Genomic DNA, 15,638 nt, shown 5'->3' on the forward strand with positions numbered 1-15,638 from the left:
GGCCAGGACGTTCGTGGGCCCGCTCGGTTCTGCCGCAGTTGGTTTCACGCACGAGAAGTAGCGGGTGAGGCCGAGGCTCGTTCAGGGCTTCACCCGAGGTAGGCAAGATTCGTCGTACGTGTCAGGGCCAAGAAGTCGCGTGGGGCTCGGACACCGACGGACAGCACGAGGAATGACAGAGGAAATCAGAGGCAAGGGAGGGCATTACACCGTTGGATCGCCCGCTGCCAGCCGCACTCGTGGGCTGGATGCGGACACCGCAGTTTCCATCGAACGAGAGGTGGTCTCCGGTCACGCTTATGCGATCCTCGCACCCGATGTCGTCGTCGACGGCCGGTGCGGACAAGACAAGCCGACGTTCCGTCGGCAGATGGTGTTCCTGACCCACAACCCTTGGGCCCCGGTGCTTTCGAGCACCGGGGCCCTCGTGATGGAGGTTTTCTTGACCCAATCCGACGACATGCTCGACGACGAGGACTACCCCGCCTACACAATGGGTCGTGCCGCCGAGATCCTCGGCTGCTCGCAGGACTTCCTCCGTCGGCTCGGCGACGCCAAACTGATCGACCCGCAGCGCTCCAGTGGCGGGCACCGCCGCTACTCCCGCTATCAGCTGCGCCTTGCCGCGCGAGCCCGGGAGATGTGCGACCAGGGCACCGACATCGCCTCGGCCTGCCGGATCATCATTCTCGAGGACCAACTCGAAGAGGCCCTTCGACGCAACGAGCGCTACCAGCAGGGCTGAACACACCCCACGCTTGCGGCCTCCCGCACCTGTGACGCCGAACGCCACGCGGTCCCTCCCACCAGGGCAGGGACCGTTCGTCGTCCCGGAGGGGCGTCCTGCGGCGGGTCAGCGAACGGCGGTGCGGCTCACGGATCGATGGGGCTCGGGCGGACCGCTACTGTCCCAGGAACTTGACGGCTGCGGCCACAATTCCCGAGACAAGCCAGGAGCCGGCAGCCTTCAGTTTGTCCAACAGGCCAGTCGACGCTCTCGTGGCGATCACGGACTCAGTGGTGTTGATCTGCTGAGTGTTCACGGTGATGTTGGCGGTACCAGCCCCGACGTTGATCGTCGTGTGTTGAACGGGTACCCCGTCGGAGACGTACGACTGGGTCGTCGTGGTTGGGGTGGACGTCGGGCGCCGACCGGCGGGCCGGACAACGGCAGCCGGCGTCGCGACAACCGGCGTGGTCGCCCGTCGCGGAGCCGGCGTGGGCGTGGTTGCCCGTCGCGGAGCCGGAGCGGGCGTGGTTGCCCGTCGCGGAGCCGGCGTGGGCGTGGTTGCCCGTCGCGGAGCCGGAGCGGGCGTGGTTGGCGGAGCGGGCGTGGGCGCCGGGGCGACTGCGACGCCCTTGCCACGCCGGGATCGGGGAGGTGCCGGGGTCGACTGCCGCGGCGGGTCAGGGTCGCCCTCCTCCGAGGCGTCCTCGCTGGTGACCCGCGAGATGGTCGACAGCACGAACGCGTCGAACCCGGGCGCGCTCACGCGTTCCAACATGGCGAGCCAGAGCTTTGCCATCCATCGCGACCGGTCAGGGGTACGTTCGCGAGTGTTCGTCACCGGGACGAAGGGAATGTGGTGGGCGCGGTCGCCGACCACCTTCTCCATCGCTTCGCGCAGCGCCGCGCTCCGCTGGGCAAGTTCTTCGGGATAATCACGGCGGGTGAACTTGTCCGCACGGGTGAGCACGACGACGGCACGGTCCCACACGCCGTGGCCAAATTTCTTGGTGAGCGCTCCGAGCGTGTCGTATTCGCTGCGCTCGACCCGGGTGTCGTCGAGCTTGGTGACGAACAGGACAAGATCGATCTCGCCGGCCTCCTGCTCGATGAGCGCCAGATAACGCTCGTCGTTGGACCGGTCCCACCCGGCGTCACCGAAACCGGGCGTGTCGATGAGAACCATCGTCGACTCACGATATTCGGCGTCGTACCGCTCGATCTTGGCGGTTGTCGGTCGGTATTTTCCCGTCTCGGCGACCGCCGCGCCGACAACCGAGTTGATGATGCTCGACTTGCCCACGCCGGTCCGGCCCACCACCAGGATCCGGGTCGAGCGCTGCTTGGGGGGTTTGTGGCTCACCAGGCTCCTGTCTGCGCAACCGGATCCCTACTGAAAGTGAGCGTCCCACACCGCGTCAAGCCTGCCGCTGTGCCGACCTCCCCAGCGCCTTTGAGCAGAAGCCGACCCTCGATGCCGTCAAGCCGTCCTCTCGTCGTGACCACCCGGTGACCGTCGGTGCTCACGCTGAAGGGATGCGACGGACGGGGATGCTGGGACTGATCTGCGCGTTGGTGCTGGCAGGGCTGACCGGCTGCAGCCCGGTCAAGGAGGGCGCGGTCGGGGTACGGCTGGACGCCGACGGCCGGCTGGTTGGGGTGTTCGACTGGTGCCGGGGCAAGGGGACTGACGACATCACCCTCTATCTCGGCAGTGCTGACGGCGGGGTCACCGACAAGGTGATTCAGCTCGAGCGGGACCCCGGCCGCAGCCCCCGCACGGCAGAGGAAGTCGTGCTGCTCAACCCGGCGGACGGCTGGCAGACAAAGCTGACGCCGTCCACGTTGGACGATGACCAGATCTACGACCTGCGCTCGTGGAACAGCGACGGTGGGCCGGTGGAAGACTTCCCGTTCCGGATCAGCGAGTTGCGCGGCCGGACCGGCTCCGCCGTGATCCTCGCCAAGCGGTGGGAGGGCGAGGAGCAGGGCGGTTACGTCGCGACGTTCCATACGCTCGAGGGCTTCGCCCGCTACGCCAAGACGGTGTGCGACGGCTGAAGAGGCCGTGCCTGACGATGGACACCTGCCGGGGGGCCGCCGGTTCGATCTAGCCGGTCGTCCATGCTTGACTTCGGGTTCCGGCTCTCCGAGCACGAGCGGGTGAGGACATGGGCGACGTGCAGGCTGCCTATCGAGCGATGCTGCGCGACGATGTCGCTCCCGCTCTGCGCGCCCTCGGCTTCACGGGTTCGGGCTCGCGGTACACCCTGCCGGACCCGGAGTCCTGGGCGCTGCTGGGCTTCCAGTCCTCGCGGTACAACACCAGAGGACGCCTGACGTTCACGGTCAACCTCTGCGCCGTACCACGGATCGTCTGGCAGTCCCGCAGGCGTGAGCAGAGCCAGCTACCCCTGAAGCCCTCGCCGGGCACCTACTACGGTGACTTCGTGTGGTCCTGGCGGATCGGCCACCTGATGCCAGTGAATGAGGACGTCTGGTGGGACCTGAACGAGGACGTTGAGGCCACGGACGTCGCGAGCGAGGTCGTCACCGCCATCGAGGCGTACGGCCTTCCCGCTCTCCGCGAACACCTTCGAACAGGTTCGGGCCGGTCGGCCGGTCCCGCAGAGCCCTAGGCTGACCCAATGTCGGCCGAGCACCACGTGATTGACCTCGTCGAGAACGACCGCCAGCCGGCGGACCGAGCCGCCCCTGCCCGCCGTGCGGCCAGCCGGACGTGGAACGTGCGGCTCGTGGCCGCCTTCGCGGTCGGCACCGTGCTCGGCGGTGCCGGTGTCGGTGTGTTGCGTTCGTCGCGGGAGGAGCGGCAGCGAAACTCGACGGTCTCACTCGTGGCGTTTCCCGCATCCACCAGCAGTTCGGGTGGGGACACCGAGATCGTCCAGATGGACGGGCAACTGGCGGTCATCAACGCCGGCCCCGCGCCCATCACGGTGAAGTCGGCCACCGGTCAACGACCTGGTGTCCAGGTCCAGGACACCGGCAAGTCTCGACTGGTGCGTCCCGGCGGCACCGCCTGGATCAGCGTCAAGCTGCGCATCGAGTGCGCTCTGGCCTTCGGGAGCGAGCCGCTGTCGATACGGTTCTCCGTCGAGACCGCCGACCGGCAGGTCAGAGAGATCAGCTATTCCGTGGCGGTAGCGGGCAGCGCCTGGCACCAGGGGGCCGAGCGTCCCTGCGCGATCCTCGCCGAGATGGCGAGGCGCCACGGCCAGCGCTGACGCCGCCGAGCGCCGGGGTGCGGGCGGCGCCCCACGGTCTTCATGCCCTTCGACCGCTCGCAGGAGCTCGCACCACTAATAGCCCTCCGGGAGCCGATCAGATTGAGGAAGTACCTGTGCGCCCGGCAGGATTCGAACCTGCGGCCTTGGGATTAGAAGTCCCCTGCTCTATCCGCTGAGCTACGGGCGCGTGTGGCGTGGATGTCGCGCCCAGAGGGTACCGCCGCCCTGCTGCCCGGCGGCGAAAAGGGTGCCCGCGTCCACGTTGCCGAGCAGGGTCTCACGTCGACCGCGCGGCGGGCATCCGGGTTCCCGCGGTCGGAGCTGGCCCCGGACCGTACCTTTGGCTGGTGCTGCTGGATCCCGACGTCGAGAACGACGTCGCCTACGAGCTGTGCCAGATCGTCGGTCGGGCCATCCTCCCGTACCGGTCGGGCGATGATGTCGGCACCGCGTTCTTCTTCCAGGGCGGCGAGGACCCGGTGGGGGAGTCGCTGCTGACGGCGGCCGACCTGGTCGGCGCGCCGGGTGGCGAGCTGGGGTTGCGGGCGAGCATCACCGAGCCGGCCGGGGTCGCCCCGGCCGCCGTCCCCGCGGTCGAGATCGTGCCCGGCTGGTCCCGTTTCCCGGGCGACGGGGTCGCGGTGCTGCCGACCGCCGGCCTGCACCGCTACGCCGGGGACGGCGGCTGGCGGTGGCGGGTCCAGCCGGTGCCCGCGGGGATCGCCGCCGGGCCCGAGGTGGTCGCCCGCGTCACCGCCGAGGCCGGTTCCGCTTTCGTGCTGGCCCATGGGGTACGCGAAGACGGGTCGCGCCCGCTGGAGGTCGCGATCGAGCGGGTGGTCCGCGACGGGGACGCCGCGCGGATCACCACCGAACTGCCGAAGGGGTACGTCGGCGCGCCGGTCTTCGTCGTCCAGCCCGACGCCACGGGGGAGTTGTCGCCGTACTGCCTGGGTCTGGTGCTGCCCGGCATCGGAGAGCACCCGGTGGCGACCTTCGACCGCATCCGTGCGGTCCTCCCGGCCGTCCTCCCATCAACCCCCGGCGACGCCTGACCCGCAAGCGCCGCCACCCTCCGCTCCGCGAGCGGCGCCGCTGGTTGATCATGAGGTTATAGCTGCGACACGCCGAGGTGGGTGGCGGTAACCCCATGATCAACGGGGTTGGGAGGGTGGGGGGCGGCCGGGGCGGTGGGGCCGGCGGCGAGGAACGCCTCGGCCCAGCGGCCGACCTCGTCGAAGACCTTCTTGCGGACGGCCGGACCGGAGAGGGTCAGGTCGTGCATCCCGCCGTCGAAGCGGGCCAGGGTGACGTGGCGGCCGAGGCGGGGCGCGTACCGGACCATGTGCTCGACGTCCAGCACGGCGTCGGCCAGGGTGGCGTTGTCGTGCCACCGGGTGCCTCGGAAGGAGCGGGTCGAGCAGGCCAGCAGCACCGGCACCTGGATGTCCAGACCGGCGCGTAGCCGGCGCTGGCCGGTGCGGATAGCGTTCAGCCAGCCGGCCCGGACCGGGAACCCGGCCAACGGCTTCCACGCCAGGTCATAGGTCCACTCGCCGCGGTGGTCGGAGTGGAGGCTCTCGCCGTACACGGTGCCCAGCCCGAGCGGCAGGATGCGGTGCGGCGCCCTGCGGCCCAGCCGGGAGACGGCGGCCGCGAGGGGTCGACGCACCGCCCAGGGAGCGTTCAGGTCGAAGAAGGGGCTGTTGAGCACCAGGCCGTCCACGGTGGCGGTGTCGCGTCGGGCGTCCGCCCAGAGCGAGATGATCAGACCGCCGGTGGAGTGGCCCATCGCCAGCAGGGTGTCGTGCCCGTCGTCGGCACGGATGATCTCCGCGGCGGCGTCCAGCTCGGCGAAGTAGTCGCTGATGTCGCGGCAGAAGTTCGGGGTCTGGCCCGGGAGCAGACTGCGACCGTACTTGCGCAGGTCGAGCGCGTAGAAATCCCAGCCGCGCTCGGCGAAGAAGTCGGCCAGGTGGGTCTGGAAGAAGTAGTCGACGAACCCGTGGACGTAGAGGACGGCCCGCCCGGTGGGGCGCTCGGCCCGCCGCCGGACCAGGGTCGCGACGACAGGTCCCTCGTCGTCGGTGCCCAGGTCGATCGTCTGCCGCTCGTACGGCGGTCCCAACACGTCCGGTTCCACGACCGCGAGGCTACGCCGCCAACCTACCCACCGGTAGCCCTCGTCTCGCCCGTCGCGCCCCGCCCTCGCGATCTTGCACTTACTGCGGCGACATAACACGTGAACGGCCGCTTTTCGGGATACGAAAGTGCAAGATCGCGGGGCGCGGTGGGGTCAGGCGGTCTCGGCGTCGGCGCGCTCGGGGTCCTGCTCGTCGGTGAGGTCCAGCCCGCCCTGGGGCTGGGGGATGTCGCGCAGGTGCTTGTTGTGCCGGGGCTCCTGGCGGGTCTTGGCGTCGTTGAGCCGGCGGCGCAGGTCGTCGCGGACGTCGTTGAGCGCGGCGTGCAGGTCCTCCTCCGTGGAGGTGGTGACGATCTTCTGTCGGCCAGCGATCCAGCACTCCAGGGTGACCTTCTGACCCCGTGCTTCCCGGTCCTTCACCGACACCTCCAGCTCGGTGGCGTCAGCGTGGAAGCTGGCCAGCCGGGCGTCGAGCGTGGTGAATTGCTCGGCGATCCAGTTGCGGTCGCCCTGCGAGAACCCCGCGCCCACCCGCAGACACTCGGCGACGGTGGCCGGGTTCGCCGCGGCGCTCATCGCCGCGCCTCGGAAACGATCGCGGAGCCGATTCTGGTGATCATCATGGCGCTGACCTCTCGTCGACGTGGAGCAGTCGGTGGTGCGTTGATCAAGTGCTTACCCACTGTGGTTGGTCTCGGAAACCGCCGACGCCCGACTGGGCGGGTCGGCCGTACCACATCAGGGCGTGATCAGGGCGTTGTCCACAGGTGGGTTCGTTGTCCACAGGTTCGAGCGGGGCGCTGGCGATGCTCGCCCGCAGCACCGAGGCTCGATGTCGAGTCGACTCGCGCTGGCAGGCCCCGATCCCCCTGGAGGGACGATGTTCGACACCTATGTAACAATTGTCGGCAATGTGCTGACTGCTCCCGAATGGCGACGCACCAGCCAGAGCAACACGCTCGTGGCCAACTTCAAGGTCGCCTCCACCGCCCGCCGACTCGACCGCGACAGCGGCCGGTGGGTCGACGGCAATTCGCTCCGCGTACGCGTCAACTGCTGGCGCAAGCTCGCCGAAGGTGTGGCGGCCTCCGTGATGGTCGGCGATCCGGTGGTGGTCTGCGGGCGGCTCTACACCCGCGACTGGACCGACGACGCGGGCAACCACCGCACCCTCTACGAGTTGGAGGCGGTTGCCGTCGGCCACGACCTGTCCCGGGGTCGAGCCCGGTTCCTGCGCAACCGGCCGAGCATGACCACCAGCACCACGGAGGACGCCGAGGCCGAGAGTCGGGTGCACGGCGAACCCACCGAGCCGGTGCCGCCCGGCGACGAGCCCGTGCTGCCGGACGACCGGCCGCTGGACGACGACTTCGAGCTGCCCGACTACGCCGCGCTGCGGACCAGCCCGTTCGCCGACGACCCGCTGGACGCCGATGTTCCCCCGATCGACTCGTCCGGCGCGCTGTCGACGTCCGACCGGGTTCCCCCGACCAGCGGGCAGATCGGGCAGGGCGCGGTCCCGACCGGTCTCGACGCCGAGGTGGGGCTCCCGCTCGAGGCGAATGACAACGGCAGCGACCGCGACCCGGACGACGAGTTGGGGCCGGTGCCGGACGAGGGGCAGCCCGAGCCGGTGCCGGCCGGCCGGGCGCGGCGTGGTCGAGGCCGGATCCCGCAGCCGGCCTGACCGGCCGGTTCGACGAGCCTGGCGGTTCGGCGATCACGGACCGGGCGACAGGAGGTTCCGGTGTTGATCGTCATGGCTGCGGCAGGACGGCCCACGTGGCCTGGCACGACGGGGGCGGGGTGGCGGCGCGGCCAGCGCCGTCACCCCGCGTGACAACAACTGTGGGGTCAGCGGAGCCGCGTCGGCCGCGGTCCGCCACGAGGTGCTGGCCGCCCGAGCGCGCGGTGGGTCAGGCTGGTTTTCGGGACGCTCGTCTAGGCTGGCCGGCTTGGAGGTGGTGCACGTGCGACGGACCGCGCCGGTGGCGAACGCGGTGGGGCTGCTGGCCGGGTACGCGCTGGACAGGCTGCTCGGTGATCCACACCGGTGGCACCCGGTGGCCGGCTTCGGGCAGGCCGCGGGTGCGCTGGAACGCCGCCTCTACCGCCCGGACCGGACGGCGGGCGCGGCGTTCACCGCGCTGGCCGTGGGCGGGCCGGTACTGCTCGGGGCGGTAGCCGCCGCGGCTACCCGGCACCGGCCGGTGACCCGGGCGGTGCTGGTGGCCGCGGGCACGTGGACCGTGCTGGGTGGTCGTACCCTGCGCCACGAGGCCACGGCCATGGGCCGGACGCTGCGTGCCGGTGACCTGCCCGCTGCCCGGCGACGCCTCGGCCACCTCTGTGGGCGGGACCCGTCGACGTTGGGCGAGTCGGAGTTGGCCCGCGCCACCGTCGAGTCGGTCGCCGAGAACACCTCCGACGCGGTCGTCGCCCCCCTGGTCTGGGGTGCGGTCGCCGGCCTGCCCGGCCTGCTGGGCTACCGGGCGGCAAACACCCTCGACGCGATGGTCGGGCACCGGTCGGCGCGCTACGCCCGGTTCGGCACACCGGCCGCGCGGTTGGACGATCTCCTCAACCTGGTGCCGTCGAGGATGACCGGGCTGCTCACCATCGCCGTCGCGCCGGTCGCCCACGGGGATCGGCAACGGGCCTGGCGGGTGTGGCGGCGTGACCGCAACGACCACCCGAGCCCCAATGCCGGGCAGTGCGAGGCGGCGATGGCCGGTGCGCTCGGCGTCCGCCTCGGCGGGCGCAACGTCTACTTCGGGCGCTCCGAGGTGCGGCCGTTCCTCGGCGACGGCCCCCGCCCGGAGGCGCGTCACCTCAAGCGGGCCGCCCGGATCTCCGGCGCGGTCGGGCTGGCCGCGGTCGGGCTGGCCGCCGCCTACCCGGTGACCTTCGGCCGTCTGGTCGGTGCCGCGAGCCGGCGCGGGCTGTCTGCCCTGTCCGCAGGGCGCGGGGTTTCTGCCTTGACCGCAGGGCGCGGGGTTTCTGCCTTGACCGCAGGGCGCGGGGTTTCTGCCCTGATCGCGGGGCGCGGTGTCTCTGCCCTGATCGCGGGGCGTGGGGTCTCTGGCCTGACTGCGGGGCGTGGGATGGGCGCTGCGGTCGGTGGGCTTGCCGTGGGCAATGGGCGCAGGCTGGTTGGTGCCGGCGGGCGCGGGCTGCGAGCTGTCGAAGCGGGGCGGGGGAGCGGGCGATGAGCGGCGGGCTGCTGGTCGCCGGCACGACCTCCGACGCCGGCAAGAGCGTGCTCACCGCAGGCATCTGCCGCTGGCTGCACCGACAGGGCGTGAAGGTGGCGCCGTACAAGGCACAGAACATGTCGAACAACTCGGCGGTGGTCGTCGGGCCGGACGGGCGCGGCGGCGAGATCGGACGAGCCCAGGCCATGCAGGCCGCCGCCTGTGGCCTCGCACCCGACCTGCGGTTCAACCCGGTCCTGCTCAAGCCGGGCAGCGATCTGGCCAGCCAGGTGGTCCTGCTCGGCGAGGCGGTCGACACGATCACCGCGGGCACGTTCCGGCACCTGCGCCCCCGGCTCGCCGAGACCGCGTACGCGGCACTCGCCGAGCTGCGCGACGCGTACGACGTGGTGATCTGCGAGGGCGCCGGCAGCCCCGCGGAGATCAACCTACGGGCCGGTGACTACGTCAACATGGGGCTGGCCCGGCACGCCAACCTGCCCACCATCGTGGTCGGCGACATCGACCGTGGCGGCGTCTTCGCCTCGATGTTCGGCACCGTGGCTCTCCTGGACCAGGCCGACCAGGCGCTGATCGCCGGCTTCGTGATCAACAAGTTCCGGGGTGACCGCGGGCTGCTCCAGCCGGGGTTGGACATGTTGCGCCAGGTCACGGGTCGGCCCACGTACGGGGTGCTGCCCTGGGCACTGGACCTGTGGCTCGACGCGGAGGACTCCCTCGCCTACGGCCGGGTGCTCGGCCGCCCCGCGGCCCCGCACGGCAGCGAGTGGTTGGACGTGGCGGTCGTCCGCCTACCCCGGATCAGCAATGCCACCGACGTGGAGGCGCTGGCCACCGAGCCGGGCGTTCGCGTACGTCTCACCATCGAGCCGGCCGAGTTGGCCGCCGCCGACCTGGTCGTCCTGCCCGGCTCCAAGTCCACCGTCGCCGACCTTGCCTGGCTGCGCGAGACCGGCCTCGCCGACGCGGTGATCACCCACGTGGCGGCCGGTAAGCCGCTGCTCGGCCTCTGCGGCGGTTTCCAGATGCTCGGCCGCGCCATCCACGACACGGTGGAGAGCAGACGGGGCAGCGTAGCGGGGCTCGGTCTGCTGCCCATCGAGATCACCTTCGATCCCCGCAAGACTGTCCGGCAGTCGGTGGGCACCGCCCACGGCGACGTCGCGGTGCGCGGTTACGAGATCCACCACGGGTACGTCTCGCACACCGACCCCACCCTGGCCCCGTTGCTGACCGGCGACGACGGTGTCGGCGAGGGAGCCGTGCTCGGCACCGTGCACGGCACGCACTGGCACGGGGCGTTCGAGTCCGACGGGTTCCGCCGCTGGTTCCTCACCGAGGCGGCTCGCCTGGCCGGGCGCACCGGGTTCCGGGTCGCGCCGACGACGAGCTTCGCCGCCGCTCGGGAACGGTCCCTCGATCTGCTCGGTGACCTGGTCGAGGAGCACCTGGACACGGCTGCCCTCTGGCGTCTCATCGAAGCCGGCCCACCCGTCGGCCTACCCTTCATTCCACCCGGCGCCCCGCCGCCCTGACCCACCCACCGTCCCCTGCGGAGTGTCGGGGACGGGGCCGCGCGCGGGGCGCTCACGGCGTGGTCGTGCTCCGGACGGTGTCGCGGGTCACCACCACCGCATGATCGTGCACGATCCTGGTCGTAGTGGCCTCGTGGGCGACAGGAGGGGACTGGTTGAGCGGCGGGATTCAGGGGCGGATGTCGGCTGGCCGGTCGGTCGTGGGGAGGCCGGCGGCGAGCCAGGCGTCCACACCGCCGATCATGTCGGTCGCCCGGCGTAGACCGAGGGTCTGCAGGCTGGCGGCGGCGAGGCTGGAGCTGTAGCCCTGCCGACACACCAGCACGATCTCCCGGTCGTATCCGGTGGCTTCCGGGATCCGCCAGGCGCTGGCCGGATCGAGCCGCCATTCCAGTACGGTCCGGTCGACGACGACCGCCCCCGGCAGGTCGCCCTGTTCACGGCGTTGCAGGTCGGTGCGGGTGTCGACCAGCAGCGCGCCGCCGCGGACCGCCTCGACGGTCTGCTGCGGAGTCAGTCGGTGCAGCCCGGCGCGGGCCTGTTCGAGTAGGGCGTCGATACCGGGGCTCATCACGTCTCGGAGCACCACCCGATCATGCCGATTTGGTGGCACCCCGGGCGGCGAACCGGCCGCCCGTCACCCGTCGCCGCCCCAATTCCCCCGGACGTGACGGCACCCGGCCAGGGTGGTCAGCCGGACGTGTCAGCACGGCCGACGTCGACCACCGCTGCAGCGTGATCCACTCGCCCTCAGGGATGTCGGGGTGTCCCGCTATCCAGATACCGCGACATCAATGATGTGGAGTCGACCATCCCCGGATTGCGGTCGCGCCGGCATACTTCGGTCATGCACCGGGCGAGGCTGTGTTGAGTCCCGACACCGGCCGTCCGGTGTCGGGCCGCGACGCCCCGAACAGCGCAGGACCCCCGGCCGGCAAGGCCGGGTCTGCCGACGAGCTAGAGGGCGCAGACAAGCCCGGGAACACCGACGGGGCCGGGAACACCGACGGGGCCGGGAACACCGACGGGGCCGGGAACACCGACGGGGCCGGGAACGCCGACGGGGCCGGGAGTGTCGACAAGCCCGGCGGGGTCGGGGGCGTCGACAAGGTCGGGGACGGCGGCGGGGTCGGGGAGTTGGTTGGCCGTCGGGGTGGTGGGTTGGCCGTGGTGGTTGTCGAGGCGTACGCCGAACTGGCTCGTCGGGTGCTCGCGGGCCCGGCGCGGTTGGGTCGGACCCGGCTCGTCGCGGTCGACGGGCCGAGCGGCGCGGGCAAGAGCCGGTTCGCCGCGCACCTCGCGGATGCCCTGGCGGCGCAGCTCGGCGGTGACCGCCCGCCCGTGGTGCACACCGACGACCTGCTCGACGGTTGGGACGACCAGGTCACCTTCTGGCCCCGGCTCGACGAGCAGGTGCTCGCCCCGCTGCGCGAGGGGAGACCAGGTGCCTACCGGCGCTACAGCTGGGTGCGGCAACGCTTCCTGGACCGGCCGGTGCCGGTGCCGGCGGCGCCGGTGCTGGTGGCGGAGGGGGTGAGCGCCGCCCGCGCGGTGGTCCGGCCGGAGTTGACCCTGGCGGTGTTCGTCACCGCGCCCGCGTCGTTGCGGCTGGCCCGCGCGGTCGCTCGGGACGGGTCGGAGATCCTGCCGGAGCTGCGTCGCTGGCACGCCGGGGAGCGGGCGCACTTCGCCGCCGACGGTACGGCCGCCCGCGCGGACCTGTTGGTGGACGGCGCGCCGACGCTGCCGTACGACGTGGACCGGTACTACGCGCGCATCCGCTGAGTGGGCGGTGGACTCCCGGCATCGGCTGCGGCACGATGCGAGGAGGCCGCGGCACGATGCGCGACGGCGAACGGGGGACTCATCATGTCGGCAACGGACCCGCCCGCGCGGCGCCGGATCACGCTCACCGGGATCAGCTCGCGGGCCTGGGAGCACCCGGCCGACCGGGGCGCCCTTGTGGCGTTGCGGGAGCTGCGCGGTTTCGACGACGTGGTGCGGTCGTTCTTCGGTATGTGGAACGAGCGAGGCTTCCGGCTGTCCGTGCTGGCCTCCGGCATCCGGGTCGACCATCGGCAGTATCCGGCCGTGTGGCAGCGCTACACCGAGGCGGCGGCGGTGCTCGACGTGGCCGAGCTGCCGGAGCTGTACGTGACCCAGTCGCCCTGGTTGGGCGCCGAGGCGGTTGGCCTGGAACGGCCGTTCATCGTGCTGAACTCCGCGTGCGTGCAGCAGCTCGACGAGGACGAGCTGCGCTGCCTGCTCGGCCACGAGTTGGGGCACGTGGGCAGCGGCCACGCGGTCTACAAGACCATGCTCATGATCCTCACCCGGTGGGCGACGAACCTGAGCTGGTTGCCGGTGGGCGCGATCGCGCTGCGGGCGATCATCGCGGCGATGCTGGAGTGGTGGCGCAAGGCGGAGTTGTCCGCCGATCGGGCCGGTCTGCTCGCCGGGCAGGACCCGGCCGCCGCGCTGCGGCTGCTGATGAAGCTCGCCGGCGGCGGTGACCTGTCCCAGATCGACACGACCGCGTTCCTGGAGCAGGCCGCCGAGTACGCCGGGGGCGGCGACCTGCGCGACAGCCTGCACAAGATCCGGATGACGGCGTGGAGCACCCATCCCGCGCCGGTGGCACGGGCGGCACAACTGCGCCAGTGGGTCGACTCCGGGGCGTACGGGCGGGTGCTGGCCGGGGACTATCCGCGCCGTGAAGACGACAGCTCGACAAGCGTCTCCGAGGAGATCAAGGCGGCTGCCGACTCGTACCGCGAGGAGTTCAGCCGCTCCACCGACCCGCTTGTCGGGTTGCTGCGCCGGTTCGGCGACGGCGCGAGCGACGTCGGCGAGTGGGTCGGCGGCACCGCCGGCCGGGCCCGCTCCTGGGTGGATGCCGCCACCGAGGCGGCGGGCCGCGCGCAGCGCGCCGGCCGGGCCGCCCCGGGTGCCGCCCCGGCGGACGGCGATGCTGGCACGGGCTCCGCCGGCACGCCCCGGTAAGGCCGGCATACGATTCCGGTCATGACCTCTCCGATCCTGTCCGAGTCCGAGGTGCGGGCCGCCGTCGAGCGGGAGATGCCCGGCGTACGCGCCGACCTGGAACGTCTCGTCCGCATCCCCGGCATCGCCTTCGAGGGCTTCGACCACTCGCACGTGGAACGCTCCGCCGAGGCGGTCGCCGAATTGCTACGCGGCTGCGGCCTGGATGTCGACATCGTGCGTTCCGGGGGTCAGCCGGCGGTGATCGGCCGTCGCGCCGCCCCGCCCGGTGCGCCGACCGTCATGCTCTACGCCCACCACGACGTGCAGCCGGTCGGCGACCTGTCGCTGTGGGAGTCCGACCCGTTCGAGCCGGTGGAACGGGACGGCCGGCTCTACGCCCGGGGTGCGGCTGACGACAAGGCCGGCATCATGGCGCACGTGGCGGCACTGCGGGCGTACGGGGACGCGCTGCCGGTGGGTGTCGTGCTCTTCGTCGAGGGCGAGGAGGAGTTCGGCTCCGACTCGCTGGAGCGGCTGCTCGCCGAGCACCGGGACAAGATCGCCTCGGACGTCATCGTGATTGCCGACTCCGGCAACTGGGACATCGGCGTACCGGCGTTGACCACCTCGCTGCGCGGCCTCGTCAACTGCTTTGTCGAGGTACGCACGCTGGACCACGCGGTGCACAGCGGCATGTTCGGTGGTGTGGCGCCGGACGCGCTCACCGCGCTGGCCCGGTTGCTGGCGACCCTGCACGACGACGCCGGTGACGTGGCGGTGGCCGGGCTGGTCGGCCGGGAGGGCGCCACCGTCGACTACCCGGAGGACCGGTTCCGGGCCGAGGCCGGGTTGGCCGAGGGCGTGCAGTTCATCGGCACCGGCCGGATCACCGACCGACTCTGGACCAAGCCGGCGCTGGCGGTGCTCGGCATCGACGCCCCGGCCACCGGCGAGGCCCCGAACGCCCTGGTCCCGGCCGCGAAGGCGAAGCTCAGCATCCGGCTCGCGCCGGGCGAGGACCCCAAGCGGGCGTACGCGGCGGTGCGCGCGCACCTGGAGCAGCACGCGCCGTGGGGCGCCCAGGTGACAGTCAGTTTCGAGCACGACGGCAACCCGTGCGTGATCGATGCGTCCGGGCCGGTGTTCGACGCCGCCCGTTCGGCCTTCCGGGCCGCCTGGGACGGCACCGACCCGGTGGACATCGGCGTCGGCGGCTCGATCCCGTTCATCGCCACCTTCCAGGAGATGTTCCCGAAGGCGGCGATCCTGGTGACCGGCGTGGAGGACCCGCACGCCCGCGCGCACGGCCCGAACGAGAGTCTGCACCTGGGGGAGTTCGCGAAGGTCTGTCTGGCCGAGGCGCTGCTGCTGGGCAAGGTGGCGGTGGCGGCCGGCGCCTAAGCCTGTTTCGCCTGGCTCCCGGTCGGGGCACTCGGAGGGACGTTGCGTATCGGATCGGCAACTTGGGTCTGATCTGGGGCTTTACGGCGTGTCGCACGGCCGTCTGTTATAGCCTTTCGTACATGAGTACGAACGAGGTGATGGCCCGGTTGGGGGCCGCTGTCAGCGCACTGGGAGATGTCGACGTCTCCGCGTGGTCCGAGGACACGCTCAACGAACAGCTCGGTGAGCTCTCCGCCGCTCTGGTCGCCCTCGACTCGGTGCTCTCCCGGGTCGCCGGCGAGGTCCGCGCGCGGGGCTTGCGCATCGAGGAGCCCGTCTCCGCCTAGGACCTGTTCTCAGGCCCTGATCCGTCGTCCGCGTTCGTGGGCGGCACCCTGCCGA

The 15,638-nt window shown here is 71.5% G+C and carries 15 protein-coding genes, 1 tRNA gene and 1 pseudogene; 12 read left to right on the forward strand and 5 right to left on the reverse strand.

The genetic code is table 11. The annotated features are described in order from the left end of the window. The first annotated feature begins 460 nt into the window (after positions 1 to 460). Positions 461 to 745, forward strand: coding sequence for a MerR family transcriptional regulator (locus ACLQ29_RS06060; protein ID WP_393374035.1), 285 nt, complete (start codon positions 461 to 463; stop codon positions 743 to 745). 157 nt (positions 746 to 902) lie between these two features. Here the strand turns inward: ACLQ29_RS06060 and ACLQ29_RS06065 are convergent, their stop codons facing one another. Beyond that, positions 903 to 2,045, reverse strand: a complete 1,143-nt coding sequence (locus ACLQ29_RS06065; protein ID WP_425770615.1) for a GTPase — start codon at positions 2,043 to 2,045, stop codon at positions 903 to 905. Between the two features lie 218 nt (positions 2,046 to 2,263). Here ACLQ29_RS06065 and ACLQ29_RS06070 point away from each other — a divergent pair, with 218 nt between their 5' ends. From ACLQ29_RS06070 to ACLQ29_RS06080, 3 genes are all read left to right on the forward strand, one after another. Next, the gene (locus tag ACLQ29_RS06070) at positions 2,264 to 2,788 is read left to right on the forward strand and encodes a hypothetical protein (RefSeq protein ID WP_425770617.1); all 525 of its coding nucleotides are present in this window, start codon (positions 2,264 to 2,266) and stop codon (positions 2,786 to 2,788) included. A 110-nt stretch (positions 2,789 to 2,898) separates the two neighbouring features. Continuing rightward, on the forward strand, positions 2,899 to 3,366 hold the full coding sequence (locus ACLQ29_RS06075) for a DUF4304 domain-containing protein (RefSeq protein ID WP_425770619.1): 468 nt from the start codon (positions 2,899 to 2,901) through the stop codon (positions 3,364 to 3,366). A 9-nt stretch (positions 3,367 to 3,375) separates the two neighbouring features. Further along, positions 3,376 to 3,972 carry a hypothetical protein gene (locus ACLQ29_RS06080; protein ID WP_425770621.1) on the forward strand — a complete coding sequence of 199 codons (597 nt, stop codon included), beginning with the start codon at positions 3,376 to 3,378 and terminating at the stop codon, positions 3,970 to 3,972. 117 nt (positions 3,973 to 4,089) lie between these two features. Here the strand turns inward: ACLQ29_RS06080 and ACLQ29_RS06085 are convergent. Continuing rightward, a tRNA-Arg gene (locus ACLQ29_RS06085) sits at positions 4,090 to 4,162 on the reverse strand. Positions 4,163 to 4,322: 160 nt separating this feature from the next. Here ACLQ29_RS06085 and ACLQ29_RS06090 point away from each other — a divergent pair. After that, positions 4,323 to 5,030, forward strand: a complete 708-nt coding sequence (locus tag ACLQ29_RS06090) for a hypothetical protein (protein WP_425770623.1) — start codon at positions 4,323 to 4,325, stop codon at positions 5,028 to 5,030. 56 nt (positions 5,031 to 5,086) lie between these two features. On the opposite strand, the gene ACLQ29_RS06095 is transcribed toward ACLQ29_RS06090, so the two are convergent. Then, a complete protein-coding gene (locus tag ACLQ29_RS06095) occupies positions 5,087 to 6,118 on the reverse strand; it encodes an alpha/beta hydrolase (RefSeq protein ID WP_425770625.1) in 1,032 nt (343 codons plus the stop codon). Positions 6,119 to 6,271: 153 nt separating this feature from the next. Then, entirely contained in the window at positions 6,272 to 6,694 is a 423-nt protein-coding gene (locus ACLQ29_RS06100; RefSeq protein WP_393373806.1) for an HPF/RaiA family ribosome-associated protein, read from the reverse strand. Positions 6,695 to 6,998: 304 nt separating this feature from the next. On the opposite strand from ACLQ29_RS06100, the gene ACLQ29_RS06105 reads away from it, so the two are divergent. The 3 genes and pseudogenes from ACLQ29_RS06105 (at position 6,999) to ACLQ29_RS06115 (ending at position 10,868) form a co-directional block, all read left to right on the forward strand. Further along, positions 6,999 to 7,805, forward strand: coding sequence for a single-stranded DNA-binding protein (locus ACLQ29_RS06105; protein WP_425770627.1), 807 nt, complete (start codon positions 6,999 to 7,001; stop codon positions 7,803 to 7,805). 301 nt (positions 7,806 to 8,106) lie between these two features. Continuing rightward, positions 8,107 to 9,087, forward strand: a pseudogene (locus tag ACLQ29_RS06110) (cobalamin biosynthesis protein); the annotation flags it as partial. Positions 9,088 to 9,326: 239 nt separating this feature from the next. Then, positions 9,327 to 10,868 carry a cobyric acid synthase gene (locus ACLQ29_RS06115; RefSeq protein WP_425770629.1) on the forward strand — a complete coding sequence of 514 codons (1,542 nt, stop codon included), beginning with the start codon at positions 9,327 to 9,329 and terminating at the stop codon, positions 10,866 to 10,868. Between the two features lie 169 nt (positions 10,869 to 11,037). Here the strand turns inward: ACLQ29_RS06115 and ACLQ29_RS06120 are convergent, their stop codons facing one another. Continuing rightward, a complete protein-coding gene (locus ACLQ29_RS06120) occupies positions 11,038 to 11,439 on the reverse strand; it encodes a rhodanese-like domain-containing protein (protein ID WP_357373975.1) in 402 nt (133 codons plus the stop codon). 590 nt (positions 11,440 to 12,029) lie between these two features. On the opposite strand from ACLQ29_RS06120, the gene ACLQ29_RS06125 reads away from it, so the two are divergent. From ACLQ29_RS06125 to ACLQ29_RS06140, 4 genes are all read left to right on the forward strand, one after another. Continuing rightward, positions 12,030 to 12,653, forward strand: coding sequence for a uridine kinase family protein (locus ACLQ29_RS06125; RefSeq protein ID WP_425770775.1), 624 nt, complete (start codon positions 12,030 to 12,032; stop codon positions 12,651 to 12,653). Positions 12,654 to 12,737: 84 nt separating this feature from the next. After that, entirely contained in the window at positions 12,738 to 13,871 is a 1,134-nt protein-coding gene (locus tag ACLQ29_RS06130) for a M48 family metallopeptidase (protein ID WP_425770631.1), read from the forward strand. A gap of 21 nt (positions 13,872 to 13,892) precedes the next feature. Next, a complete protein-coding gene (locus ACLQ29_RS06135) occupies positions 13,893 to 15,254 on the forward strand; it encodes a dipeptidase (protein ID WP_425770633.1) in 1,362 nt (453 codons plus the stop codon). Positions 15,255 to 15,376: 122 nt separating this feature from the next. After that, a complete protein-coding gene (locus ACLQ29_RS06140; RefSeq protein WP_030333429.1) occupies positions 15,377 to 15,583 on the forward strand; it encodes a hypothetical protein in 207 nt (68 codons plus the stop codon). Positions 15,584 to 15,638 lie beyond the last annotated feature (55 nt).

This window comes from Micromonospora sp. DT228 (assembly GCF_049841595.1).
Taxonomy (GTDB): Bacteria; Actinomycetota; Actinomycetes; order Mycobacteriales; family Micromonosporaceae; genus Micromonospora.

What these genes read in the sequence shown, in the direction of transcription:
- ACLQ29_RS06060 (WP_393374035.1), top strand. Translation starts at nt 461, where the DNA reads ATGCTCGACGACGAGGACTACCCCGCCTACACAATGGGTCGTGCCGCC.
- ACLQ29_RS06070 (WP_425770617.1), top strand. Translation starts at nt 2,264, where the DNA reads ATGCGACGGACGGGGATGCTGGGACTGATCTGCGCGTTGGTGCTGGCA.
- ACLQ29_RS06075 (WP_425770619.1), top strand. Translation starts at nt 2,899, where the DNA reads ATGGGCGACGTGCAGGCTGCCTATCGAGCGATGCTGCGCGACGATGTC.
- ACLQ29_RS06080 (WP_425770621.1), top strand. Translation starts at nt 3,376, where the DNA reads ATGTCGGCCGAGCACCACGTGATTGACCTCGTCGAGAACGACCGCCAG.
- ACLQ29_RS06100 (WP_393373806.1), bottom strand. Translation starts at nt 6,694, where the DNA reads ATGAGCGCCGCGGCGAACCCGGCCACCGTCGCCGAGTGTCTGCGGGTG.
- ACLQ29_RS06105 (WP_425770627.1), top strand. Translation starts at nt 6,999, where the DNA reads ATGTTCGACACCTATGTAACAATTGTCGGCAATGTGCTGACTGCTCCC.
- ACLQ29_RS06115 (WP_425770629.1), top strand. Translation starts at nt 9,327, where the DNA reads ATGAGCGGCGGGCTGCTGGTCGCCGGCACGACCTCCGACGCCGGCAAG.
- ACLQ29_RS06120 (WP_357373975.1), bottom strand. Translation starts at nt 11,439, where the DNA reads ATGAGCCCCGGTATCGACGCCCTACTCGAACAGGCCCGCGCCGGGCTG.
- ACLQ29_RS06130 (WP_425770631.1), top strand. Translation starts at nt 12,738, where the DNA reads ATGTCGGCAACGGACCCGCCCGCGCGGCGCCGGATCACGCTCACCGGG.
- ACLQ29_RS06135 (WP_425770633.1), top strand. Translation starts at nt 13,893, where the DNA reads ATGACCTCTCCGATCCTGTCCGAGTCCGAGGTGCGGGCCGCCGTCGAG.
- ACLQ29_RS06140 (WP_030333429.1), top strand. Translation starts at nt 15,377, where the DNA reads ATGAGTACGAACGAGGTGATGGCCCGGTTGGGGGCCGCTGTCAGCGCA.